Source organism: Oceanipulchritudo coccoides, from assembly GCF_010500615.1.
Taxonomy (GTDB): Bacteria; Verrucomicrobiota; Verrucomicrobiia; order Opitutales; family Oceanipulchritudinaceae; genus Oceanipulchritudo; species Oceanipulchritudo coccoides.
In genome coordinates this window covers 1,419,679-1,444,221 of the sequence record NZ_JAAGNX010000001.1, presented here as the reverse complement: position 1 = coordinate 1,444,221, position 24,543 = coordinate 1,419,679, and the positions used below count along the sequence as shown (strand labels likewise).

Here is a 24,543-nt window from a genome sequence, read left to right as displayed (position 1 = left end):
TTCTAATATTTACGAAAAGGTCTTGAGGGAAATGGACATTCACGGGTTTCAAAAGAAATATGCGCTGTCAAATAAGGATATGGCGGAGATCTGCTTGTGCTCCCTGCCAACTATCCAGAAATGGCGAAGCGGGGAAGTCACCCCTTCCGGGGCCGCAAGGCAGCTGATTAAACTTCTGGATTTCTCCGCCAAGGGAAATCCTGCCGAACTGAGAAGTCTGCTCTCAAAGATGAACCGGAGCATTAGTTCCGGTTCTAGCCAGGCGGATGATGAGATCCAGCAGTTGGAATCGAGCATGACCAAGGTCATGAATCGTATTGAGCTCATGCTTGATGCGAGGCGAAAGGAAAAAGCCCTTGCGGAAAGCGAAGCCCGCTATCGCTCAATGGTGGAATCCCAGGAAGATCCTGTTTGCCGGTGGAAACCCGATACTACTTTGACCTTCGTGAACGAGGCGTATGCCAACCTTTACAGTAAATTCGGGACCGATCTCCTGGGCAGGAAATGGCTCGATTTTATTCCAAAGGAAAGGCGATCCTTTATTGAGACACTTGTTACCGACATGGTCCGCCGCGGGGAACCGGAAGTCTTGAAGCATGAGTCCGTGGACAAGGATGGCCAAATCCACTATCAGGAATGGCGCGATATCCCGATTTTAGATGAGCGCGGAAGCGTCATTGAATTCCACTCGGTCGGAAGGGATAAAACAGAATTGTTTAAAAGTCGCCAGAAGATCGAGGAATTGACAGCCAGTCTGGATTCACTGATGCAGGCCTGCGGGAATCCCGTTATCCTGTTCAAGCCCGACGGAACGCTGCTTCAGTGGAACACTGAATTCAAGGAACAGTTGTTGCAGGACAATGACTGGAAGCATCTGGGAGACTTGTTCCCGGCCTTGGAAAAGAAGCGCTTTAACCGGTTGCTTGAACGGCTAACGGAATCAGATCACATCGTTTATCGCATCAAATTTGATAACCGGGCGATGCTGATGACTGTCCGGGCAATCCGGGCTTTCGAAAGTGAACCGCAGTTTTTGGGCGTATTTCAGGAAATCAAGAATCTTCCTTCAGGTCATATAAAACAGGTCAGGTTGGCCGAAGAGATCCTCATCGATGACCGTCCGCTTGATCCGGTTTTGCGTAAGGCTGATGAAAAAAGGATCAACCGTGAGGTGGAGGCAGTTGCGAAAAGAACCCAGGTTGATCGGATCCGTGTATTCCTTTTTGATGACAAGAATGAGCTGGCAAATAATGTTATTGAGTGGTGTGCGGACGGAGATGATTCCCACATTGATCAACTCCAAAGAGTTTCTTACAATGAGTATTCCTGGTGGATGAAAAAACTCAACAAGGGCCAGTGGATCAATGTGAGCGACATCAACCAGCTTCCCGGAACAGCAGGCAGTGAGAAAAAGGTGCTTAAGGCACAAGACATTGCCTCAGTTGTCGTGGCACCTCTTGAGGTCGATGGCAAGCTGGTGGGATCTGTGGGCTTTGAACAGATCCTCAAACCGCGCCTGTGGCACAGTCAGGAGATTGAGCTCCTCAAGCACCTCAAGGAGAAAACCGAGGAATATCTGGCCGGTTCGCTTTCGGCCAGCGAGTCAAATTGATCTCCCAGGGATTGCATTCTTGAATTGCTAATTTGGCGATTTAAGGGAGACTACGGCTAAACCATTACCCCTGTATGCAATCCCGGATTTTTGACTCACAAGTATTCAACATGGCATGCCGGCAATTTGACGCCGCTGCGGAAATTCTCGATCTTCCAATGGATGACCGGGACCGGACCAAGTTCCCGAAGCGCTGTATCGCAGTGACCATGCCGGTGCGTATGGATGATGGCCGGGTCGAGGTATTTGAAGCCTACCGGGTCCAACACCATCTTTCCAAGGGGCCGACCAAAGGCGGAACGCGCTTCCATCCTTCCGTAACGGTCGGGGAAGTGGCTGCCCTGGCAATGTGGATGAGCTGGAAATGCGCCCTTGTTGGCCTGCCTTATGGCGGGGCCAAGGGTGGAGTGGCCGTCGATCCACGTCAGCTCAGCCTCGCGGAAAAGGAGCGGGTTTCCCGGCGCTACATGCAGGAGTTGGTGCCCTTTGTCGGGCCCAATATTGATGTTATGGCCCCGGATATGGGAACGGATCCGCAGACAATGGCCTGGATGATGGATACGTATTCCAATATTGTCGGTTGCTCGACTCCCGCTGTCGTCACAGGCAAGCCAATTGACATTGGTGGTTCGGAAGGCCGCCTTGAATCAACGGGACGCGGGGTTGCCTACTTGATCAAACGGTACCTTGAGTCACATGGCCTGAGACCCCACCAAGCCACGGTGAATATCCAGGGATTCGGGAATGTTGGATCCCACGCCGCCTTGGGCCTGCTCGGGTACGGCTGCCGCATAACTGGAATCAGCGATATTTCAGGGGCGATATTTAATCCCGGTGGGATTGATGTGCATGAGGCGCTTCGGCATGTCGAGGCAAACGGTACCCTTGAAGGGTACATGGAAGGTGACCGGCTGACCAACGACGAGTTGCTCCTTCAGAAATGCACAGTGCTGGTCCCTGCGGCTTTGGAGCGTGTCATAACCGTGAAGGTGGCACGCAAATTAAAGTGCCGCTTCCTGGCTGAAGCCGCCAATGGGCCCACGACAGTCAGCGCGGACGCTGTCTTGGATGAGCGCGGGGACATCGAGGTCATTCCAGATGTTCTTTGTAACAGCGGCGGGGTGATCTGTTCCTATTTCGAGTGGGTACAGGACCTGCAAAGCCTTTTCTGGGAGCATGACGAAGTCCTTCGAAAGCTCTTTGATATTCTGGACAAAGCCCGGCATAGCGTGGAAACGCAAAAGGAACGCCTTGGAATTAGCCGCCGAAATGCCGCCCTGACGCTGGGGATTGAGCGGGTTGCCCGGGCCAAGGCGCTGAGGGGAATTTTTCCCTAGGCCTAGAAGTCGTAGTCTTCAATCAAGCGGGCGATGCTCGGACTGAAATACCGGTTGCCCGCAATGGCGGAAGTAATTGCCTTCTGAAGTTCTTCCAGACCGTATGCCTTTTCGACATACGCGATGGCCCCGTTTTCCAAAGTTGTTCGCAACATCTCCTCGGACAATGAGCCCGTGAAAATGATGACTTTTGTTTCTGGTAATTCCATGTGGAGCACCTTCAAAACATCGAGTCCACTGACCTCCGGAATACGCAGGTCCAGAATAATTAAATCCGGTCGTAGCTTGCGGCATTTTTCAATGGCGGTCGCCCCGTCCCGGGCATCACCCAGAAATTCTATTTCTTCAAGCTCACCCAGAAACTCTGCGAGCAATTCACAGACCAGGGCTTCGTCCTCAACTAGGAATAATTTCACTGCCATGTTAGTAAATGAGTTAGAAGACCTCATGCATAATGTCCATTCTCAATTGAGGGGAATCCTTAGATATCGTCCTCAAACTGGGTCTCAACCTGTTTGCGGTAGCGCAGGACTCGCTCCTCAATGAGATCGAGGGAAGTTTGAACAAGATGCCCCATGCGAGTGCATCGGAGGAAGCGCTTGTCCTTGTGGTGCTTGGCCAGTCCACGGCGTAGTTCGTCGATTTTTTCATCGGAGGAAATCTGGTCCTCGCACATACACTGGAGCAACCGCTTGACACGCGTTTCGGCAAGCTGGATACGCCGGAAAATGACCGATTGCTCTTCCTTCTGGTATTGCCTGGCGGTCTGCGGATTCAATTGCTGGACACAGAATTCCACCAACTTGTTATTGTCCTTGAAAAATTGTGGCAGATAAAACTTGAGCCGTCCGCTGTAGCTTTGCTGGTCAAAATCCATTGGGCGAATCTTGACCTGCACATCCTCGAAGTCCGGGGTTACCTCGACTACGAAATTGTAGGCCCGCATATCCCCGAGAAGGCGCAGAAAGCAACGCTCGTTGAATTTAACAAGTTCCTTGGCGAGGCGAATATTGTTCAAGTGCGGATCATCCAGCCATGTCTCGATAAAGACATCTCCCGGAATGCCCACAACGTGTTCCTCGACAAGAATATCCTCAGCAATGAAGTAGTGCATCCGGTTGGGCGACAACAGGTGTTCCAGCTCAAGTCCATAGATCCGCGACGCATCCGACTTCTTGATATAATAGTAATCCTGATTCTCGTTGTAGGAATTGACGACACGGATCCGGAAAGGATTGCTGTTGCCGAAGGTGCAGTAATCCACTCGGTCCACATAGAGGTGATCGACGAAGGAGGTGTCGCCCTCCGTTTTCAAAAGGGCGTAAATCGCAGTCAGGTGCTTGTTCAGTCGCCTCCAGACTTCCGGGCGGTAAATAACCGTCTGCCAGAGGGTATCTTCGCCATCAGCATCATAGAGTGGCATCGACTCAGCCCATTCAAGGAGCCTCGAATAGGAGACCGGTAATTCAAATTCCCGGCTGTACTGGCGAAGGTAGTCCCGCAGGCCCGGTCCGACCGGATACATGGGCTTTTTCTTGGTCGCAAAAGCGTCGAGAACTGGAATGGGGTCAGCCTGCATTTCCAGCATTAGAAGAATTCATCAATTCGGGTGCAATATGAATTGCATTGCGGCCTTCTTTTGCCCACATCATAAGGTTTATTGATAAATGAAGGTATGTGAACCAGAAGAAACGGAGCCTGACAGTAGATGCCCTCAGGGCCGGCATCATAGATGCATTTTACGCGGCAGGATGACTTTAAGCGGCTGCCAGACACCTAGTAGGGGGGTCGCTCCATGACCGGATTAGTCATTGCAATCCTACTCACTCTCGGGGTTTCCGCGATCTGTTCGCTTTTGGAGGCTTTTATTCTCAGCACGACCATGGCCGAGATCGAGGGTTTGAAAAAATCCCATCCCAAGGCAGGACAGTTACTGGAAATGTACAAGGTCGGCATTGATGAGACCAGCTCCGCCATCCTGACCTTGAACACCATCGCCAATACGGCGGGCGCAACGATTGTCGGGGCCCTTGCGGCACGGGTATTGGAAAGCACCTCCCTTGGCATTCTTTCAGGTGGGATGGTCCTCGGAATCCTCTTCTTTTCAGAAATTATCCCGAAAAACCTTGGAGTGGCCTATCGTAAAAACCTGCAAGTCTATCTGGTTTACCCGATCCTGGTAATCCGCTGGTCGATGAGCCCATTGTCGTATGTGGCCAAGAAAATGCTGACCCTGATCATGCCGACGGGGCAGCCGACGGAGGAGGAACAGGAGGAGGAAATCCGGCTTTTGGCTGAGCGAAGCGCTCAGAGCGGTGCCTTGAGTGATGATGAGCGCGATCTGATTTCCAACGCCCTCAGCTTGGACGATGTGTCGGTTGAATCGATCATGACGCCGAGAACTGTCGTAACCTTCCTCAAGGAGAGTCTGACCGTGGAGGAAGTTTGCAATGAATTCAAAAACATCCCCTTTGCACGCATTCCCATTTACAAGGAAACGATAGATGAAATTGCTGGAATTGTCCGGCGTCGTGATATCCTCGAGGCGAACGGGGAAGGTAAAGCGGAAATGACGCTTGAGGAACTGAAGGGGGATGCCCTTTTCATTCCAGAGACCGCATCCGGTCTGCAGGCCTTGCAGTTATTCATGAAAAAACACCAGCAAATCGGGGTTGTCGTGGATGAATACGGGTCAACCGTCGGTGTTATTACGATGGAAGACGTAGTTGAGCACTTGCTGGGCGATGAGATTTACGAGGAATCCGACATGGCAGTCGATATGCGCGAGTTGGCTAAAAAGCGGGCTGAGCGGATGCCAAGTGCCACTCCGAACTTACGCGAAGACTGATCAAGGCGATGGAGGAAAGCGGTCAGGTCAGCTACTGGGTCCACGATCTCGATCCTGTCATTATCCAGTTTACCGATACCCTTGCCGTACGCTGGTACGGATTAGCCTATGTGGCGGGATTTCTGGTCGCATTCGCCTTGCTTGGCTTGTACTGGAAGAAAGGTCGCTCACAGCTCAGCCCGCAGATGCTCGAATCCATGGGGATGACAATGATCCTCGGGGTGATGATTGGCGGACGGTTGGGATATTTTCTCCTGTACGAGTTTTCCACCTTCATCGCCAATCCGCTGGTTTTCTTCAAAGTCTGGGAAGGGGGAATGGCCAGCCACGGGGGATTTGCCGGAGTAGCAGTCGCTGCGCTTTTGACTGCGCGGAAGTTTAAGCTACATCTGCTGATGCTTGGGGATTTGGTTGCTTCGGTCTCGGCGGCAGGACTGTTCTTTGGGCGGGTCGCAAATTTCATCAATGGTGAGCTATGGGGCAAGGTCACAGACGTCTCGTGGGCGGTTATCTTTCCGGCAAGTGCTCCTGTTGGCTTGCCAGTGCAGCTGATCCCCCCGAGGCACCCATCGCAACTCTATGAGGCCCTCCTTGAAGGCCTCTTCCTGTTTATCTACATGCAGGCACGGTTCTGGATGGTCAAGGGGCGTGAAGACCCGACCAAGGTGGGCTCTCCATCTTCAAGGCCCGGCCACCTGACTGGAGAGTTTCTGGTCTTTTACAGCATCGGGCGGTGGATCGCAGAGCTCTTCCGGGAACCAGATGCTGCGCTCATCATGGGAATCAACCGAGGAAGTTTTTATTCCCTCTTTCTCCTGATAGCCGGGATTTTCTTCATTGCCTGGAGTCGCCGCTCAAAGTTGACAAACGGCCAAATTGGATAACCTTCCAACATATGGAAATAGTTGCCTACCTTAAACCAACCTGCGGATGGAGTACTGGTGTTCGCGCCATACTCAAGAAGTACAACCTCGAATACACCGACAAGGACATCATTAACAACGCGGAAAATTACGCGGAAATGGTGCAGAAGTCGGGTCAGCCCTTGTCACCGTGCGTCGTCGTGGATGGGGTGATGCTGGCCGATGTCAGTGGTGAAGAAGTTGAAAACTATCTTCTTTCCAACGGACTGGTCCAGCCCAGTGAAGGGGATGTGGATGTCCCCACGAATGCTCCTTGTACAGACGAAGAACACGCGCGGATGCAATCAAAGACGATCCGGTTCTTCTAGTCCTGGTTCGAGGTCACATTCAGCCGGATGAATTTCCGGGCTCCCGGCGTCATGGGACTGTTCAGACGAATCGTCACCGTTTCCACGCCGTTGACCGTATTTCTGGATTCCACAGTTCCAGCAACTGGGCTCCATGATGATGCTCCCAGCGTCTGGCTTGTTTCCACAACATAGACCAGATCGTCGACCGAATATCCACTTGCTCCGGATTCAATTCCTCCTGCAAGCCGGCGGTATTGAAAGGTGAGGTATTCCAGATCCTCAACAACAGTGGAAGACTGAATGGGCCGGTAGGCATTCCCGCCATCCGTTGGGAGCGTTCCGAAGGCCCGTTCCATTACGTTGGCAAGGCCGTCCCGGTCAAAATCAAATTCATCAGAGGCCACACCCTCATTGAGGGTTGTTTCGAAGTAGGTCAGACGCCACGATTCAGGCGGGCTCAAGCCTGGGGAGTTATTGATCGAGAAGGAAGCTGTATATTGGTCGGCAATACTTTCGCCACCTGTCAGGTCCAGATCCTGATCGACCAATTGACCATACGTATCAGCAACGGTTGGATTGAGGACCATTGAATAATTTCCATCCACTGATTGCTCGGGAAAATCAACGCGCAGTAGGGTTGAAGAGATCCATTCGAAACCACTCGAAGAGATTGAACCGTTTGGCCCGTCAAATTGTGAGATGTCTCCAAGGCTGAAGCTACCCGGATCCATCGGTTGGGAGTATTCAAAAAAGAGGGCTGATTGGCTCCCGCTTGATTCATCGTTGGGAGTATGACAAATGACAACTGGAGGTGGCGGGGCAACTGTCTGCGAAGGTGTGTTTACCAGAACTTCTATGTCATCAATGTTCCAACCAAATGATTCGCTTTGCCCGTCTGATTCGATGACAAAGCGAATTAAGAGGGATTCCTGATTCTCCGCGCTGGCGGGCAACGAGAAGCTTTGAAGGGCCCATCCCGTATCGACAATCTCCGTGCTGTTTTCCCAGATCGATGTCCATGACGTGCCATTCGTCGAGTACTCAACCCGGGCATAGTCTGCATGCCGTGAATTAGGCGAACCGTTCGCCTTTAGAGAGACCCCGAGCCAGCGCCGGAATTGCAGCTGGACCTGAGTTTTGCCGGTTGTGGCAATAGCGGGCAATGTGGCTTTACGTACAATCCCCGGTTCATACTGTCCGGACAGATTGTAACCTAGAACGGAATTTCCGGTGTAGGCTGAATTGGGTCCACCCAAGCCTCCTTGAGAGGGAACTCCCCAAGCCCAACCGGGATCGGTGGAAGCGCCCGGATTTGATGACATGTCCGCAGTGTACACGGTTGAGATACCGCCCGGTATTTCTTCCGTAATTTCAAAGATCAGGGCATACTGGTCTTCAAATGCTTCACCTGGTAAAAGGTCGCCGTCCTGATCGAGCGGATTACCATTTGTATCGAGAATTTCAGGACCCATGACCATTCGATAAAATCCGGTGGTGTCCAAAGCATTGAAGGAAATGGTGAGAACCGTATTCGAGGCGGACCAGGAAAATCCGGTTATCGACGAAGACAAATCCACTGCCTGGGGACCCGTAAAGCTGGCAACGTCGTCGGTAATCGTGAATGAGGCTGGGTCCATTGTCTCATTGAAGGTAATTGTCACCGAGGTCTGCGGACCTTCAAGCAGGTCACTCGCAGAAGGTGCCTGACCCGCTACAACAGGAAGAACTTCCCGGATTTCAAATATACCCGAATCAGACGTTCCCGTAACTCCGTCAACACTGACCCGCACAGTATAGCCAGAACCCTGTTCCAGGCCGGAGGGGACGGTCCACAAGGTCGAACTGTTGGCACCATCTAAATTTGAGACAATACTCTGCACAAATGAACCGTTTCGGTATAGATCCAGATCGACCGATTGGCCGGCGACCGTCCCGCCCCAAATGATTTCATAAAGAAGACCGGGTTGCCAGGTAGCGCCAAGGGCAGGGGAGGCGACAGACAAGTCCTGCGGAATCGTTCCAGAAATAAAATACATCCCGAGACTGCCATAACTGGTATATCCAGAAGGTGGATCGCCGAGGGGATTTCCTGAACCTGTTCCTTCAATGGAAATCGTATAAGCCCCTTGAGTTACACTGAGGTTCAGCGAGGCTGCGACTTCCGCTGTCGGATCGGCCACCGCGACTGTATTGCCGGCGCTGTCGAATAGAGTCAGTTTTAGGTCTAAGTTATTACCGCGGGCATATTGGGTTACTTCGGAGATGAACGGATCCACTGTAATGGAAAGAGGGCCGCCGCTTGTCTCAAAGGAAAAGAAATCCTTGTCGGTGGGAGTTTGGATAATTCCCTCATTTGAATCATCCCCGATAAAAAACTCAGTTGAAGGTGCCTCGATGGAGTTTCCGACAAGGCTGAGCGGAGTGGCACTGGCTCGAGTATCACCGACTACGTCAGGATCGCTTCCGACTTTTCCCGTAATGATATTGATGTCATCCTGAGTGTTATTGGCGTTCAGATAATCACCTTTGCTCCATGTAGTGACATTCTCATAGTATGAAGACCCCATAATCGGGGCCCACTCAGTCTCACCCGACCCATGGCCGGCATAATATTCAACTGTACTCGAACCATCATGGGCCAATCCCATATTATGACCCATCTCGTGGGAACCGGCTTCCGCCATAAAGTGCCCCACGTTGGGTCCAAGGTTGTCTGCATACACGAGGGCAGGGGAGTAATTGGATGCATAGAGGGAACTGCCGAACACATTCAACCAGGCAACGCCGCCTGCGCCTTTGGCGGGCATGGCTGTTCCGCTTTTATCCTCGTCGCGGGTGAAGAGGATCCACCCGATCGAATTGGAACCACCTGTCACATCCGGATCAAAGCTCGGGTCAGTTGTCACATTGACATTGAAGGGTGCGTAATCTTCGGAAATGCGCTGCCAGATTTCGCGAATGATGGCCTGCTCAGCATCGGAGAAGGTTGTGCTGTCACTATCCTTGGTCCAAATATATGTATCGTAGTCGGCACCGCTGTTGTAATTCGAGTTCCACAGCGTACCGGAGATCACGCCACCATTGAAATCCAAATAGATGGCATACGGGGCGCCTGGCTTTGAATGATAGACAGGTGGTTGGCTCACAGGCACGGAGGCCTCTGCGGTGAGGGCAAGGGCTTCTGATTGCTGGGGAGTAAACTCAAGGAAAACACTTTCTGAGGCATCTGAGTGATGAACGCCCGAGCAAGCGTAATGGAGGCTTCCACAGGATCCAACGCGGAGAGATGAAGAGTCCTGAATGGGGATTTCCAAGTCGTTGAATTGCCCGAGGGCCTTGGCGCGTGCCACTGTGTCGAGTTCAAGAAGCCCCTGGCGGAAAGTTGATTGGGGAATATCGGGGAGGAGCCGTCTGGCATTGGAGGCCGTGTTGGCGATCGCTTCCTTCTGACTAACCTGAGTAACTGAAGCAGATTCAGGTGTGGCGGATCCCCCGCGGGCCGATGTGTCCAAATTGGCAATTTCCGCGGATTGGGGCCCAATTAATTGCTTCTGAGGAAGCCGGGAATGACCAGATATGAAAATGGCCGCAGCAGCCATAGTGAGAGCTCCTCCAATAAGGGGGAATTTCCATGAATTTAGACGCATGCATATCTAAGTGTATGATGTTACAGCGCTGACAAGCCACACTCTCATTTTAACAAATAAAAACAAGTTTCTGACAATCATAGGGGGCAAAATCCACGACCCACTGGGCTGTTCCACTTATTTATGCCAATTCAGGCGGATTCCCAGGATTCTGACAGCAGTCGCAATTGTTCCACAGAGGTGACTGTTTCAAGCTCTCGACGCATGGACTTTGATCCCGGAAAATTCTTGGCGAAAGCCTTGAGGCGTGACCGCATCCAGTTGATCCGGTCGGATTGTGCCCTTTCCCGATGCTCGGTCAATTGCTCGCAATAGCGGATTATCACGTCCCAACGTTCAGCGATGTCAGGTGGTGGCAGCTCCTCACCTGTCTGAAGGGTGTGTTTGATTTCCCGGAAAATCCATGGATTGCCAAGGGCGGCCCGGCCGATCATAAGACCACGCACCTTGCCAGCTGTCTTGATCCGCCTCACATCCTCCGCCGTGCGCACGCTCCCATTTCCAATCACCGGGACAGAAACAGCATCTGCAACGGCATGGATTACCTCCCAATCTGCATCACCACTGTAACCTTGCTCCTTGGTTCTTCCGTGCACGGCAACGGCCTCGATGCCCACATCTTCAAGTCGCCTTGAATTCTCAACCGCGTTTACACTTGTAGCGTCCCAGCCAATACGAATTTTGGCAGTGACAGGAACGTCTTTTCCAACGGACTCGACAACTTCTGCGGCGACAGCCTGAAGCCGGCATGGGTCTTTCAAGAGGGATGATCCGGCAGCGTTGTCGACTACCTTGGGTGCGGGACAACCGTAGTTGATATCGATAAAATCGGGCTTCAGGCGATCGACAATCCTGCGTGATGCCTCTGCCATTTTTCCAGGTTCGCTGCCGAAAATCTGGACTCCCATCGGTCGCTGTTGCGGAGTAAAATCAACAATTTCCCAAGCGTCGCGTTCCCCGCGAGGGTCAAGGAATTTGTTCGCCATGACAAACTCGGTCACCATGACATCGGCTCCCTGCTCCTTGCACAACTCGCGGAAAATACGGTCCGTAAAGCCTGCCATCGGAGCGAGGTAAAGGGGAAACTTTCCCCCGTCAAACCAGGGAAGGCGGCTAACCGGTAAGCCTGTTTCAGCGGGCGGCATCAATGGTCAATGACTCAGTTCCTGAAGGAGGGTTTTGTATTCTCCAAATGGCCGCTGCAACTTGTCGATTAGACCGGCCCAGAAATTTGGGTCTTCTATGTCCTCGGCAAGGGTTTCGGAGACAACCTCCTCACAGCTCATCTGCCCAGAGAGGGCCAAAAACCTTTCGTAGGAATTGAGGGTTTCCGTGCCGCCTTGACGGAATTGTTCCATGAAAGCGGTACTCAACAGATAGCCAAAAGTGTAGGGATAATTGTAGAACTGCACCTGGTTAATATAGAAATGCAATTTGGAGGTCCAAAACCACGGGTCCTCTCCGCCAACCGATAGTGACTCACCGAACACTTTCCGCTGCATGTCTTTCATCAGCGAACAGAGCTCTCCCGGGGAGAGTGTCCCATTACGACGACGATGATAAACTTCCTCCTCGAATCGAAAACGCACCGGGATATCGAGCAGGAAGGCCAGCATGTGCTCAATCTCTGCATCAAGAATGATCAATTTGGTCAACTTATCGATTCGGGTATCTTTCAGGACGCCCTCTGTGAGCATGCGCTCAGCAAGGGTGGACGCCGTTTCAGCAAGTGTCATCGGGTAGCCTGCACAGAGCACCCGCGCGTCCTTGAGAATACGCGAATGCCATGCATGGCCTGCTTCGTGTGCAAGGGTGAGGACATCGTTCAAGGTGTCCTTGTAAGTCATGAAGATCCTCGATTCCCTTGTCATGAGAGAACCAGTACAAAACCCGCCCGGGCGCTTACCCATGCGAGGAGTAAAATCGACCCAGCTTTTGGAGATCAATTCGTCAAAGAAAGATCCCAGCGATGGATAGATTGTGTTAAAGGCATTGGAGACAAGCTCCACACCTTCATCCCACGTTGGGCCGGATCCTTCTCCCAATGGCAGCGGGGCCCGCAAGTCAGCATAGCTTGGATTATCAATTTTCAGGAATTTGGTCCGGAAGGTGAACACTTCCCTTACAAACGGCAGCCTGTCCTCAATGGCCCGCATGAGGGCCTGAAGCGTGGTGTGCTTGATGCGGGATTGCTCAAGCGAAGGCTGAAGGAAATTCCCGATACCACGGCGCTTGTTGAGTACATGCCGGGTTCCCGAAATTGAATTCAAGGCGCTCGCGTAAAGGTGCTGGTTGGCCTCGAAGGTTTTCACGGCGCCTTTGTATGCGGCGAGGCGTCTCTCCCGAAGCGGGTTGGAGAGAAGGCTGTTCAGTTGTGACATGGGAACATCCGTCTCACCGGTCTCCGGGTCTATGTAGGTAAAACTTAGGGTGCCCATGGTCGTGAAATAGAGACGGCTCCATGCGGAGATCCCATTCACGCCAAGGTCGGCCGTCAGCTCTTCAAGATCCGAACTCATGCGGTGCTTCGATTCCCTCCGGAATTCCTTTAACCGAAAGGCTGCCTCGGAGAGACGGTCACGATGGATCAAGGTGGAAAACTCCTCTTCAGACATCTGTCCGATTCCACGAATGATTTTATCATTGAGTTTGGCTGCTGTGGCCTGCATTTCGGAAAGCAGACTTTCCTCTTTCAGGTATGCTTCGTTCGTGGCGTCAGCCGCAGTGAGGCAGCTGATGTAACTGGAAAGATGTGAAAAGTTTGCCAGCATGTGCTCATAGTCGAGGAGAAAGGTTTCCCAATCACCGGAGCTAAAGGATGGTGCCTCGAGCAACTTCTGGGCAAGGGAATCCAGTTGCTCGAAGGAGTCTGCCAGATCCTGCTTGAAAATTGTGAAAACAGGGCTCCCGAACTGCGTGAAATAGCTTTTTAAACTCCAATCCATAAGAAGCAGATTGGCAGGAAAGAACGACCTTTCAACGGGAAAGTAAGAAATTGCTCAGCACCGCTGCCGTTGCTTCTGGAGCTTCCAGGTGGGGGGCATGTCCGCTCCCAGGAACAGCGATTGCCTCAAGGCCACTATGTTCACGCTGCATCGAGCGGGCAATTTGCTGAAATTTGTCGTCTTCCTGTCCAAAGAGGCAAAGTGCTGGGGGTAGCTTGGCAAGATCCGCCCAAAGGCTTGGCAGGACGCCGCTGCCAAGGGCGAGCAAGGTATTGCGGAGTCCAATTGGGTCATTCTGTCGACGCCGTGCAGCCAGTTCTGACTTGATCGGCTCGGGTAGTTGCGTCTGTGGTCGGATCAAATCCTGAGCCTCCCACTGATCACAGAAATCGTTTATGGAGGCGTCTGGTCCGGAGATGAGGAGACCATCTCTCTGGCGGCGCTTCGACCGCTCTTCCGCGTTATCGATGCCGGGATTCGCAGCGATCAGGACGGCCGGCATGGGCGTTGCCCATTTCAAATAATGCAGGCCGACCCGCGCCCCCATCGAATAGCCGAGAAGACAGACCTGATGTGGATCCGGCGCAAAACTGCGGGCTGCATCGATCAGGCTAAGCGCGTTGACAAGAAGATACGGATCCAGCGAATCGGGGCTTTGACTCCGACCGTGGCCCATGAAATCCACACAGACCCAGTTGAAGGAGTCCGCGCCAAGGCTTGACCGGAGTGGGAGAAAATCTTCACCAGATCCGGTAAATCCGTGCAGGGCAATGAGGGTTGGAGAGCCCTCTTTAGCAGCTGGATGGAAGGTTAGAGTAGCCTGCGACCCCGCCACAAGAACCTCGATCAAGCGAGCTCGCATGACCATGTCGCCTCCAGTCGCCCGAAGAGCGAAACTTATTCGTGAATGGTGATACTCTGAATCACCTGATCATCGACAGGGCGGTCATCCCGACCAGTCGGTGTCCGCTCAATCTTTTCCACAACTTCATACCCTTCAATGACTTCGCCAAAGATTGTATGGCGACCATCGAGCCATGGGGTGAGGGCAGTGGTAATGAAAAACTGGCTTCCGTTGGTGTTCGGACCGGCATTGGCCATCGCCAGAATGCCGCGCTTGTTGAAGCTCAGCTCGGGGGAGCATTCGTCCTCAAACGGCTTTCCCCATAGGGATTGCCCACCGCGGCCGGTCCCAGTGGGATCGCCGCCCTGAATCATGAACTCAGTTATGACACGGTGGAAAATAATGCCGTCGTAATAGCCCTTTTTGGCCAGTCCGAGGAAATTTTCGATCGTTTTTGGTGCATGTTGCGGGAACAGCTTGATCCGAATTGTTCCCTGATTGGTATTAATTCCAACCTCGCATTGCTTGTTGTCTGTATCAGCCATTTGAGGAAAATCCGGGAGAGCGAGCACTTTGTCAAGGCACAGGATTCTTCATGGCCAGATGCAAAGATTTCCCACGATAAGACCCTGAAGCGGATTGCAAACTGACCATAAATCCTAAAGTTACCTCCAAGATGAGTAAATCACCCACGAGTTTACCGGAAAATGCGCCCTTCGGGCAAAAGCAGAAAGAGGCCCTTAATTCGTTGATTTCAACATTGGATGCCTCGCAAACCGCTTGGTTGAGCGGTTTCTTGGCAGGTTTGGGACAAGAAAAAGGGGAGGGTGCCTCTGGGCATTCCAGTGAGACTTCCGCAGTCCCAATGACCATTCTGTACGGCTCGGAATCCGGAAACGCGGAAGGTTGCGCTGACGAGGCCGCCAACTTGGCCAAGAACGCGGGATTTAAGGTGTCCGTGTGCGATATGGCTGATTATGACCGCTCAAACCTCCCCAAAGAGGAAAATGTCCTCGTAATTGTCAGCACCTGGGGCGAGGGCGATCCACCGGAAGGCGCGGTTGATTTCCATGAGTATTTCATGAGCGATGCGGCCCCCAGATTTAAGCAGACAAACTTTGCGGTATTCGCATTGGGCGATACAAGCTACGCGGAGTTCTGCGAGTGCGGGAAGCAGTTTGACCGGCGCTTTTCCGAGCTCGGGGCAACGCGGATCTTGGATCGAGTGGACTCCGATGTGGACTACGAAGAACCGTTTTCGAAGTGGCTGGGGCTCGCTATTCCGAAATTTGTCGATGCGACCGGGGCCGGCCAAGCCGGCAAGGCACCATCTGTGGCGGTTATGGATAATTCCTCCATCGCCAAGGATGTGCCGGTCTTCGGTAAGAAGAATCCATTTCAAGCACCGTTGAAAACTTTTATCAACCTGAATGGAAGGGGATCCGCCAAGGAGACCTGCCATTTGGAATTTTCCCTCGAAGGGTCAGGGTTGAGCTACGAACCCGGTGATGTTGTCGGAGTTTTCCCGAGGAATTGTCCCGAAGTGGTTGAGGATTTCTTAAAGGTGACCGGGCTTCGGGCAGATGAGCAAGTTGAAGACGCGCAACAGGTCCTCAACGAGGTGCTGGCAACTCGCCACGATCTGACATCCTTGAACGCCTTGCTCCTGAAAAAGTATGCCCCAATCGCCAAGAACAAGCAATTGGATGCTTTTCTGCAGCCGGATAAGAAGGAAGACGTAAAGGAATGGCTCTGGGGACGGGAAATTCGCGACATGTTCCTTGAGTTTCCGCCAGAGAAGAAGTTGGACACGGCTCAGATCCTCGGGCTTTTGCGCAAGATGCCTCCTCGGCTTTATTCAATCGCCTCGAGTCTGCGGGCCCATCCGGACGAGGTTCACCTGACCGTTGGCTCAGTCGAGTATCAGGCCCATGACAGGCACCGTAAGGGGGTTTGCTCAACTTATCTGAATCAGAGAATCAAGCCCGGTGACACCGTTTCCCTGTACACTCATCACAACAAAAATTTCTTCCTGCCTGAAAATGGGGAGACCCCGATCATTATGATTGGTCCAGGTACTGGCATTGCTCCGTTCAGGGCCTTCGTTGAGGAAAGGGACGCCTTGGGACAAAAGGGCAAGAATTGGCTCTTTTTTGGCGATCAACACTTCAATACGGATTTCCTCTACCAGCTTGAATGGACTAACTATTTGAAAAAAGGCGTTCTCGATCGGCTCGATGTCGCTTTCTCACGCGACACCGACCATAAGATCTATGTCCAGCACCGGATGAAGGAAAAGGCCCGCGATATCTATGCCTGGATGCAGGAGGGGGCTTATTTTTACGTCTGCGGCGATGCCAACCGAATGGCCAAGGATGTTCATCAGGCACTCATCCAGATTTATGCCGAGGAGGGTGGACTCGCACTCGATGCCGCCGAGATTGCCGTTAAGGAACTCCAGAAATCCAAGCGCTATCAGCGCGATGTCTATTAAAGTTTCTCGTCGGAATACGACCTTTAATATTCTCGTTGGAGTTACGCCTTTAGAATTCTCGTTGGAGTTCCACCTTCAGGCGGTCTGGTGGACAGGGGACCGCCTGAAGGCGGGACTCCAGCTAATTAGTATTAACTCGTTCAGCCCCAGTTTATTACAAATTAGACATAATACATATTGTGCCTCAATCTACTGTGGAGCGGCTGGATAGAGGGAGACATTCCCTGTACCGGCCTTGGCGGAAATCAGGGCCCCGTTGTTATTCAGGACCAGATCGACCTCCTTTTGTGAGACGGACAGGAAATTGGCATTGGGAAAGTCAGCGCGGACCTCGCCGGAGTTGGTTGAGCCATTGAACTGGGCGTTGGCGGAGATGGGGAGAAAAATATCGATATTGCCGCTACCGGTTGAGACGGAGGACGGATCGGGATCATTCAAGGCGGTCTCAATGATGACGGATCCACTACCGGTATCTGCGGAAAAGGAACTGATCCGTCCGCGTGCCTGGATGTTCCCGGAGCCGGTATCGCCATAAAATTCTCCCTCAAGGTCCTGAACCATGATATTCCCGGAGCCGGTATCTCCGCGAAAAACTCCTGAGATCATCTTGACGGAGATATTCCCGGAACCGGTATCGGAATTCACCGAACCGGTCAGGTTTTCGCCTGTAATATTACCGGAACCGGTGTCGAGCGTGATCTCTCCTTCGACCCCGGCGACGAAAACATTCCCGGAGCCGGTATCGAGGACAAGATCGCAGGATTTCGGGCAAATCGCATAAACGACCACTGGTGGAGCTTTCCTGCCGACGAGCCAACCCCAGGAGGAATACCCTTTTTGATTGCGGACCTTTACTTGAACCCCGCTGTCGGATTCATCAATGTTGACCTCAATCTTGTCGAAAAGTGCATCAGCTTTTTCCTGATTTGAGGCCTTCACGGAGATTTTCACCTGAATTAAAGTGGAATCATCGTCCCCTGCCCGGACTTGGATATCCCCTGCCCTGGTATCGATGACCAATTCCCTACCGGATTGACTGACAAATTCCCGGGATATATCCCGCTCGAAAACCTTGGCGGAAACAGGTGGTAAAACAGAGGCAAAGACGACTAAGCCAATGCCGAATTGGAGTATTCTTCGTGTGTCGCTCATGAAGCCAGTTTGCAGACAAACTTCCCTCGGTAAAACCTTTTTTTAGGGATGGGTACCCCTGCTTAGGAGCACAGGAAAGCGTAAACAAGATTCACGATTCAGGGATAAGCTTCGTCAAGTGGATGTTGACTGTATTGTCGGAATCCCGGGAAATCTCAAAACTGCCGACGTAACTCTTCTTCCCGAGACTGACTGTCAATCTATAGGAGCCATAGAAACCGCGTAACCCGATTGAACCAGACTCATCAGTTGAGGTTCTCAGACGAGTTTTCCACTGCTGGTTAATAAGCTTATCGAGTACGCGGTAAACAGGTTTGGGCCGACAATCCCGATCCAGCAAGCCAGCGGGAGCCCCGCGCCAGGCAGCCCTGTCCGAAACAGACCACCAGATGATTGCCTCGACCTTGGGATAGCTGAAGGCCAATGTGTAAAAATCCCGCGTGTAATCAGCCTGATACTTTTCCCATTCGGGGCTACTATTGATGAACGGCAGGTCCTTGCCTTGTCGCCTTGCCTGATTGATGGACTCCTTGTAGGCCTTGATCTCCTTGTATGATTCGAAGGGTTCACAGCTAAGGACGCTGATCTCACTTAAATGTAGTGGTTTTTCAAATACGGAGAAACGCTTTAACATCTCATTCATCTCCTCCTCCTGGAGGACGGAATCTCGCGAATGCATGTGAGTTTGAATGCCTATGGCATCAAAAGGAACATCGTTACTGAGGCAGAATTCCACTTGGTCCCAATACTCGGGATCATTCCCATTGAAGTGATTCAGGATGAAATAACCATCAGGTTTCACCGAGCGGACTTCCTTCACGACAAGTGCAGTCATGGGTCCTGCACCGCCAGTTGATTCAACCCATCTTCGGGCACCCCAGTCCGGATCCACAAGTCTTATTCCAGGTGCCTCATTATACAGGTCCCACTGGTGTATTTCAGGATACAATCTAACCAGGCGACGGACGTGCTCCTTGATGTCTTTATCAATTTCAGAAACGGGGCGATTTGTGTCGCTGATCCATTTGGGAATAGCGTTATGCCACATCAGAGGATGCCCTCTCAGTGTCATTCCTTTGCTCTGGGCCCAGTCAATTGCATCACGGGTGTAGTCTTGAAGATTCCACTCCCCTCGCCTCCTTTCATGCAGCGACCAGTAAAAGCCAATAGTGGAATAGTTGAACAATCGGGCAAAGTTCACCTTGTACTCTTCAAGGACCCCTTGGCCATGAAGGGATCGAACTTGCGCCAGTGAGCCTCCAAAGTTGAAGGCATGCCGGGTCTGCTCAATTCCGACAGGAGTACCCTCAGGAAGGAATGATCCGTCAGGGAGACTGATGGTGAGTGTACAGGTTCCTTTTCGATATTGCTCAATACGCTGCTCTGCCTCCTTCAAATTCCATGCCTCATGTATCGGCATAGCTGATACTGTGAGCCCAGTTATCAGGCTTAGGATTTGAATGAGGCTTTTCATGAGTGATTTAAATTATTCTTCAATCAGGTATCCCAGAGAAGAAAGGAATCGATCCATCTCTGTCAGGGTTCTCAAGTAGTTGTCTCGATTTCCATAATTGAAGAAGCCGTGGGGTTCGCCCTCATAAAGGTGCAAATCGCAACGCCGCCCCTTCTCTTCCATCAGGCGCTTGTATTTCTTTGCTGTTTTTACCGGGATCAGCTTATCCGCGGTGCCGAGAAAAACGATAGTCGGTGGCGTGGCTTCGCTTATATTGTGAATGGGCGAAAACTCTTTCCAGTATTCCTTAACCCGATAATAGCCGTAGCCATTGGGGCCATTATCGAAGACGGGATTGAAAAGAATCAAGGCATCTGGGCGGGCGCTGATAGCTGAATCTTCGCCCTCTTCCTCAAATCCGCTTGCCATGGCGGCAGCGGCGGCGACTTGACCCCCTGCTGATCCACCCCCTGCGGCGATTCGATCAGGATCAATTCCGAGTTCCTTTGCCTGTTGCCGGATCCATCTGACAGCAGATTTACCATCCTTCACGCACTCGCGCGGGGTTGTCTTGTCTCGGGACTTTACGCGGTACTCGGCAGACATGGCGACCATGCCCTTGGAGGCCAAGTGCTGGCAATGCGCGTAGAACTGGCTGGGAGAACCGCCATTCCAACCACCGCCAAAGAAGAATACAATCGCCGGGCGCTTGTCTCCCTTCCTGTGCCCATGCGGATAAAAGACATGCAGGTTAAGGCTCGTTTCTCCAACCTTCTTGTATTCGATGACTTGATCGGCAGTGAAACCCTTGCTCTCAAGCGAAAATGCCTGAAAAAAGGCGCAGATGAATAAAATGTACAGATAGTGTCGAGTTGTTTTCAAAATGAACCTAGTTTGGAAAGTGAATGGTATTGCGCTAAAAATAAAGCGCAACTTCTCAAGTTGCGCTTTACTTTATAACCCTTCTCGAAACCCCTTAGAAAATCATAGACGCCGACGGCGGTACATAACAAGGCCGAGCGTCGCAAAGGCTGCCCAAAGGGCGAAAGTCGCCGGCTCGGGAACAGCGGTTAAAGTCATACTGTCAATTAGAACATAGTCGCCTGCTGTTCCGCCAACCGTTGGGTCCGTGGTTTGCCCGGCTCCCGCACCACCCCAGGAACCAATGGTGGGACTCTTAGCAAACACGCCAATCGCCGCAATCTCAGTCAGTCCGCTACCTGAAGTGATGACCTTGAATGCGCCTCCGTCACCATCGTTGGCTGAAGCGGTCCATGCTCCAGTGGTCAAATCGCCTGTAATCCTCAATATGCCGCCGTTGGCTTCGAATCGATTTACGGCATTATCAAAATCACCCCCATTGACTTGGGAAAATACAGTTCCAGTGCCTTGACTGAAAGCGCGAAAGCCACTTGTCCCCTGCGTATCAAACCCGATTTGCGCATTATCCGCACCCCCAGCGGTCGACTCCAATATGCGGAAGCCGATGCCCTTGGCAGCTGCAGAAGCGTTGCTGGGATCCCAGTTTTGGCGAAGATCCCACTTTGATAAATCAATTTCGAAGGTGTAAGTGGAATAATTGGCACTGGTGATTGCGCTAGAGAAAGCAAATGTCCGGAAAGCTCCTGAACCCGCCGCATCATCAACATCCTGCCATTTAAAAAATGATGTGTAGCCGAAGTTCAAAGCCCCGTTTTGCGTTTGCGGACCTCCGAAATTCCAACTGCCGCTCTCTGCGCCTGTCGTGGTCGCGACGTTTAAATTCGTCCCGTTGGCGTCAGCGAACTGCCAATCCCTGAGAACAAGTTGTGCGCTGAGGCTTGAAAACCCGAGGGTTAAGGCCAGTAATCCTATGGTAGTTTTAGTCATTGTTAGTTTTTGGGGTTATGGGAGTTGTTGGTCGGGAAAAATGGTAAATTTTGATCAATACCGGCGAGTGCCGCTAATGGCATTCGGAACTACTTTGCATATGGGGAACATACGGATTCTACTTGTTTATCCGGAAGATCACAATACACAGTATTGACATCTAAATCCTAAATTTTGAAACTGGCTGACTGCCGTGCTGAAAACCAAACATATCCTGCTCCTGTTGGAATGGTATGACTACCGGATTCATCGTGGTGTTGCCATGATCGCGCGGAAATATGGCTGGCAGCTGAATTGCCCCAAGGACATGGTTGCCAACGAAGGGTTTTTGAAGGACTGGCAGGGTGACGGGTGCATTGCTCTCCTCGAATGCAGGGATACTCTGGATTATTTTTGGAAGAACAATATCCCCTTGGTCGATCTCGGATTACACAGTTACAAGCGACCGGTTCCGCGAGTCGTGACCGATAACCGACAAATCGGTCGATTAGCGGCAGAACATTTCCGGGATCACGGCTACAGGGAAGTTTTCACCTTTGATCATGGAGGAAAAACCATGTTCAGGGAGCGCTTTGAAGGCTTAAGGGAGTTCATGGAGAGTGAAGGAGGAAAAGTCACCATGCTGGGATCCTCAAGGACAGTTAAGCCCGATATCATTGAAAAATTAAGTCAAGTTGTGGAACGGGAGGGAAAGCGACTAAAGGAAACGTCCGTGGGGCTTTTTGCTTACGAAGATACCATGGCATCCGAGATGATTTCCCTGTGCTTGCAGCAGGAGCTGAAAGTTCCTGAGAATATTGCCGTTCTGGGTGTTGATAACGACGACCTGATCAACAGCGGTCTGACAATTGGCCTCAGCAGTATCGACAGCGACCAGGAAGGCCTTGGGATGGCAGCAGGGGAACTTCTTCAATCTGTTTTCAGAGGGGAGAATTGCCCGAAAGACATCCTGGTCCATCGGCACCCTCCCAAAGGTGTTGTCACTCGTGGTAGTACCGATTGTTACGCGGTTAACAATGCGGTTGTAGCAAAGGCCCTGCACTGGATTCATAAAAACTTTTACATGGGGATACAAGCCATTGATGTGGCAAATGCTGTTGGCGTTAGCCAGCAAGGATTACAGAAAGCTTTTGCGAAAAGTTATACACGTTCACCCGGCGAGGAAATTCGCCAGCAGCGGATTCAAGCTGTTGCACATTTACTAGGCACTACCAATGCCAGCTTGGATGAAATAGCCGAAAACTGTGGTTACTACTCGGTGAATTCCCTGATAAATAATTTCAAGGCAGCCTACGGGACAACTCCAGGAAAGTACCGTCAGCTTAAGAGAGCAGAATACTTGATATGAATCCCTACCCTCTCATTTTGAACGATGAGCTTAGTTCGCTGGAATGACGGCAATTTTGAGATTTGCCGTCACAGGCGAATTTTGACCATCAGAGACACTGACAACAAACTCATTTGTGCCCAAATCTTCTGCCGAAGGAGTCCCTTCCACTTTGCCGTATTTTGAGTTTGTCATCGACAGCCAGTCTGGTCCGGAGAGCAAGGCATACTCCAAGGCATCCTCTTCCTTATCGGTAGCCGCCCAATTCACATAGGAGACATAATCCTCACCAACGGTTGCATCCTTTAGCTTGAAAGTGCCCCGCTTCCATTTTGGTGCTTGATTGACGGAGCCCTTCTCCTTCGCACTGATTTCCAGAAGTGGGTCTGAGTTTTTAACCTCTGTACGGTGAGCCTTGAGCACTGCGGACAACTTGGCCACTACCTCCTTGTATTCGGAATTCTCGGCCACGTTGATGTTTTGGTCCGGATCAATTGATTGGTCATACAGCATTCTGGCCCCTCCGCTCCATTCCGCGTAAAGAAATCTTTCTGTGCGGACAGCCTCCCCACCGTGGTACCTGGAAAAAGCGGCTCTCTTCAGCACAAGCTCATCATTTTTCAGGAGCGGCACTAGGCTCGTCCCTTGGAGGTGTCCCGGCATTTTCAGTCCGGCAAGTTCACAAAGGGTCGGGAAGATATCCACAAATTCGACAAGGGAGCTTGTCCGCTGTTCTTCTTTCATTCCGGGCGCGCTGATAATGAGCGGAGCATTCAGGGAGGTATCAAACAAGGCGTGCTTGCACCAGAGGGAATGCTCACCCAATTGCCAACCGTGGTCTCCCCACAGAATCACAATAGTATTTTCTCTCATTTCGAGCCGGTCCAGTTCAGCCAGAACCTGGCCAATCATCGCATCAGTATAAGAGACGGCTGCCCGATAGCCATGGATTAAGGTCCGGGCCAATTCATCTGGCAAGGGACCGGACTTCGGAATTCCCCCATACCCGTTCCGCAGCTCCTGCCATTGATGGATTGCCTGCCGTGGAGCTCCCTTTGGAGCGAAGGGATTATCAGCCAGTTCAATGCTTTCGTGATCATAGAGATCCCAATACTTCTTGGGTGCATTGAAGGGCAAATGTGGCTTTGTGTATCCTGCCGCGATAAAAAAAGGAGTTCCGTCCTTTTTGGCCTGTCGGAGGTCATCGATAATCCTGACCGTCATTTGTCCTGTGGGATACGCATTATCCGGGACATCCGCTGACTCGTATGCCGGCTGCTTTCCATTGGGCAGGTTGGCGTTTTCGGGGAGCAGGTATACCCTGAAATTCTTCGTACGGTCAATTTCGTCCCATGAGGGTTTGTTATCATCCCGGTTATGATAAATCTTCCCGTGGGATATTGTCTGGTATCCATACTTCTTGAGCCAACCCGGAAGGTCGACAATGCCAGGAGCATCCTCGTCAGCCCTTGAATGGTAAGTGACAAAACGATCCGGGGTCGGATAAAGGCCTGTCATCAGGCTGGCTCTGGAGGCTCCACAGACTGGCACTTGACAGTAGGCTTGGGAAAACAAGGTTCCCTGGCTGGCCAGACGGTCAATGTTCGGGCTGATGACTTCCTCAACTCCGTAAGCTCCAAGTTCAGGACGGAGATCATCGACTGCGATGAACAGAATATTTGGATGTTCAGATGTTTCAGCGCAGAGTCCGACATGCAACAGCATCAGTGCTCCAGCAAAAAATGGGAATGAAATTTTAGATAAGTGCATGGCTTGGTTTTTTGAGATATTAAAGTCGGAAA

At 51.7% G+C, this 24,543-nt stretch carries 19 protein-coding genes; 7 read left to right on the top strand and 12 right to left on the bottom strand.

What is annotated here, in order from left to right:
- Nucleotides 1-79: 79 nt before the first annotated feature.
- Together G0Q06_RS05515 and G0Q06_RS05510 are read left to right on the top strand one after the other, a co-directional pair.
- Nucleotides 80-1,612, top strand: a complete 1,533-nt coding sequence (locus G0Q06_RS05515) for a PAS domain-containing protein (RefSeq protein WP_163963239.1) — start codon at nt 80-82, stop codon at nt 1,610-1,612.
- 74 nt (nt 1,613-1,686) lie between these two features.
- Nucleotides 1,687-2,949 (top strand): Glu/Leu/Phe/Val family dehydrogenase, encoded by a 1,263-nt coding sequence (locus tag G0Q06_RS05510; RefSeq protein WP_163963236.1) that lies wholly within the window; start codon nt 1,687-1,689, stop codon nt 2,947-2,949.
- Between the two features lie 2 nt (nt 2,950-2,951).
- Here the strand turns inward: G0Q06_RS05510 and G0Q06_RS05505 are convergent, their stop codons facing one another.
- Nucleotides 2,952-3,371, bottom strand: a complete 420-nt coding sequence (locus tag G0Q06_RS05505; protein WP_163963234.1) for a response regulator — start codon at nt 3,369-3,371, stop codon at nt 2,952-2,954.
- 59 nt (nt 3,372-3,430) lie between these two features.
- Nucleotides 3,431-4,537, bottom strand: a complete 1,107-nt coding sequence (locus G0Q06_RS05500; protein WP_238710278.1) for a hypothetical protein — start codon at nt 4,535-4,537, stop codon at nt 3,431-3,433.
- Nucleotides 4,538-4,744: 207 nt separating this feature from the next.
- Here G0Q06_RS05500 and G0Q06_RS05495 point away from each other — a divergent pair, with 207 nt between their 5' ends.
- From G0Q06_RS05495 to G0Q06_RS05485, 3 genes are read left to right on the top strand one after another with little or no spacing between them, the layout of a single operon-like run.
- Nucleotides 4,745-5,797 (top strand): CNNM domain-containing protein, encoded by a 1,053-nt coding sequence (locus G0Q06_RS05495; RefSeq protein WP_163963233.1) that lies wholly within the window; start codon nt 4,745-4,747, stop codon nt 5,795-5,797.
- An 8-nt stretch (nt 5,798-5,805) separates the two neighbouring features.
- Nucleotides 5,806-6,681: a prolipoprotein diacylglyceryl transferase gene (gene lgt, locus G0Q06_RS05490; RefSeq protein ID WP_163963231.1), complete on the top strand. Its 876-nt coding sequence runs from the start codon at nt 5,806-5,808 to the stop codon at nt 6,679-6,681.
- Between the two features lie 11 nt (nt 6,682-6,692).
- A complete protein-coding gene (locus tag G0Q06_RS05485) occupies nt 6,693-7,028 on the top strand; it encodes a glutaredoxin family protein (RefSeq protein WP_163963229.1) in 336 nt (111 codons plus the stop codon).
- On the opposite strand, the gene G0Q06_RS05480 is transcribed toward G0Q06_RS05485, so the two are convergent.
- The 5 genes from G0Q06_RS05480 to G0Q06_RS05460 all read right to left on the bottom strand — a co-directional run bounded on the left by G0Q06_RS05480 (nt 7,025) and on the right by G0Q06_RS05460 (nt 14,991).
- Nucleotides 7,025-10,522, bottom strand: coding sequence for a Ser-Thr-rich GPI-anchored membrane family protein (locus G0Q06_RS05480; protein ID WP_238710275.1), 3,498 nt, complete (start codon nt 10,520-10,522; stop codon nt 7,025-7,027). The two genes, G0Q06_RS05485 and G0Q06_RS05480, sit on opposite strands and share 4 nt — an antisense overlap.
- Before the next feature lie 266 nt (nt 10,523-10,788).
- Nucleotides 10,789-11,802: a tRNA dihydrouridine synthase DusB gene (gene dusB, locus G0Q06_RS05475; protein ID WP_163963224.1), complete on the bottom strand. Its 1,014-nt coding sequence runs from the start codon at nt 11,800-11,802 to the stop codon at nt 10,789-10,791.
- Between the two features lie 6 nt (nt 11,803-11,808).
- Nucleotides 11,809-13,602 (bottom strand): M3 family metallopeptidase, encoded by a 1,794-nt coding sequence (locus tag G0Q06_RS05470; RefSeq protein ID WP_163963222.1) that lies wholly within the window; start codon nt 13,600-13,602, stop codon nt 11,809-11,811.
- A 31-nt stretch (nt 13,603-13,633) separates the two neighbouring features.
- Nucleotides 13,634-14,464 carry an alpha/beta fold hydrolase gene (locus tag G0Q06_RS05465; RefSeq protein WP_163963220.1) on the bottom strand — a complete coding sequence of 277 codons (831 nt, stop codon included), beginning with the start codon at nt 14,462-14,464 and terminating at the stop codon, nt 13,634-13,636.
- Nucleotides 14,465-14,499: 35 nt separating this feature from the next.
- The gene (locus G0Q06_RS05460; protein WP_163963218.1) at nt 14,500-14,991 is read right to left on the bottom strand and encodes a peptidylprolyl isomerase; all 492 of its coding nucleotides are present in this window, start codon (nt 14,989-14,991) and stop codon (nt 14,500-14,502) included.
- Nucleotides 14,992-15,122: 131 nt separating this feature from the next.
- Between G0Q06_RS05460 and G0Q06_RS05455 the strand changes: the two genes are divergently transcribed.
- Nucleotides 15,123-16,940, top strand: a complete 1,818-nt coding sequence (locus G0Q06_RS05455) for an assimilatory sulfite reductase (NADPH) flavoprotein subunit (protein WP_163963217.1) — start codon at nt 15,123-15,125, stop codon at nt 16,938-16,940.
- Between the two features lie 189 nt (nt 16,941-17,129).
- On the opposite strand, the gene G0Q06_RS05450 is transcribed toward G0Q06_RS05455, so the two are convergent.
- The 4 genes from G0Q06_RS05450 to G0Q06_RS05435 all read right to left on the bottom strand — a co-directional run bounded on the left by G0Q06_RS05450 (nt 17,130) and on the right by G0Q06_RS05435 (nt 21,414).
- The gene (locus G0Q06_RS05450) at nt 17,130-18,092 is read right to left on the bottom strand and encodes a DUF4097 family beta strand repeat-containing protein (RefSeq protein ID WP_163963214.1); all 963 of its coding nucleotides are present in this window, start codon (nt 18,090-18,092) and stop codon (nt 17,130-17,132) included.
- A 91-nt stretch (nt 18,093-18,183) separates the two neighbouring features.
- Nucleotides 18,184-19,512: an endo-1,4-beta-xylanase gene (locus tag G0Q06_RS05445; RefSeq protein WP_163963212.1), complete on the bottom strand. Its 1,329-nt coding sequence runs from the start codon at nt 19,510-19,512 to the stop codon at nt 18,184-18,186.
- A 66-nt stretch (nt 19,513-19,578) separates the two neighbouring features.
- The gene (locus G0Q06_RS05440; RefSeq protein WP_238710273.1) at nt 19,579-20,427 is read right to left on the bottom strand and encodes an alpha/beta hydrolase; all 849 of its coding nucleotides are present in this window, start codon (nt 20,425-20,427) and stop codon (nt 19,579-19,581) included.
- Nucleotides 20,428-20,529: 102 nt separating this feature from the next.
- A complete protein-coding gene (locus G0Q06_RS05435) occupies nt 20,530-21,414 on the bottom strand; it encodes a hypothetical protein (protein ID WP_163963210.1) in 885 nt (294 codons plus the stop codon).
- 193 nt (nt 21,415-21,607) lie between these two features.
- Between G0Q06_RS05435 and G0Q06_RS05430 the strand changes: the two genes are divergently transcribed.
- Entirely contained in the window at nt 21,608-22,762 is a 1,155-nt protein-coding gene (locus G0Q06_RS05430; RefSeq protein ID WP_163963208.1) for a substrate-binding domain-containing protein, read from the top strand.
- Nucleotides 22,763-22,792: 30 nt separating this feature from the next.
- Here the strand turns inward: G0Q06_RS05430 and G0Q06_RS05425 are convergent, their stop codons facing one another.
- A complete protein-coding gene (locus G0Q06_RS05425) occupies nt 22,793-24,511 on the bottom strand; it encodes a sulfatase-like hydrolase/transferase (RefSeq protein ID WP_238710271.1) in 1,719 nt (572 codons plus the stop codon).
- Between the last annotated feature and the right edge of the window lie 32 nt (nt 24,512-24,543).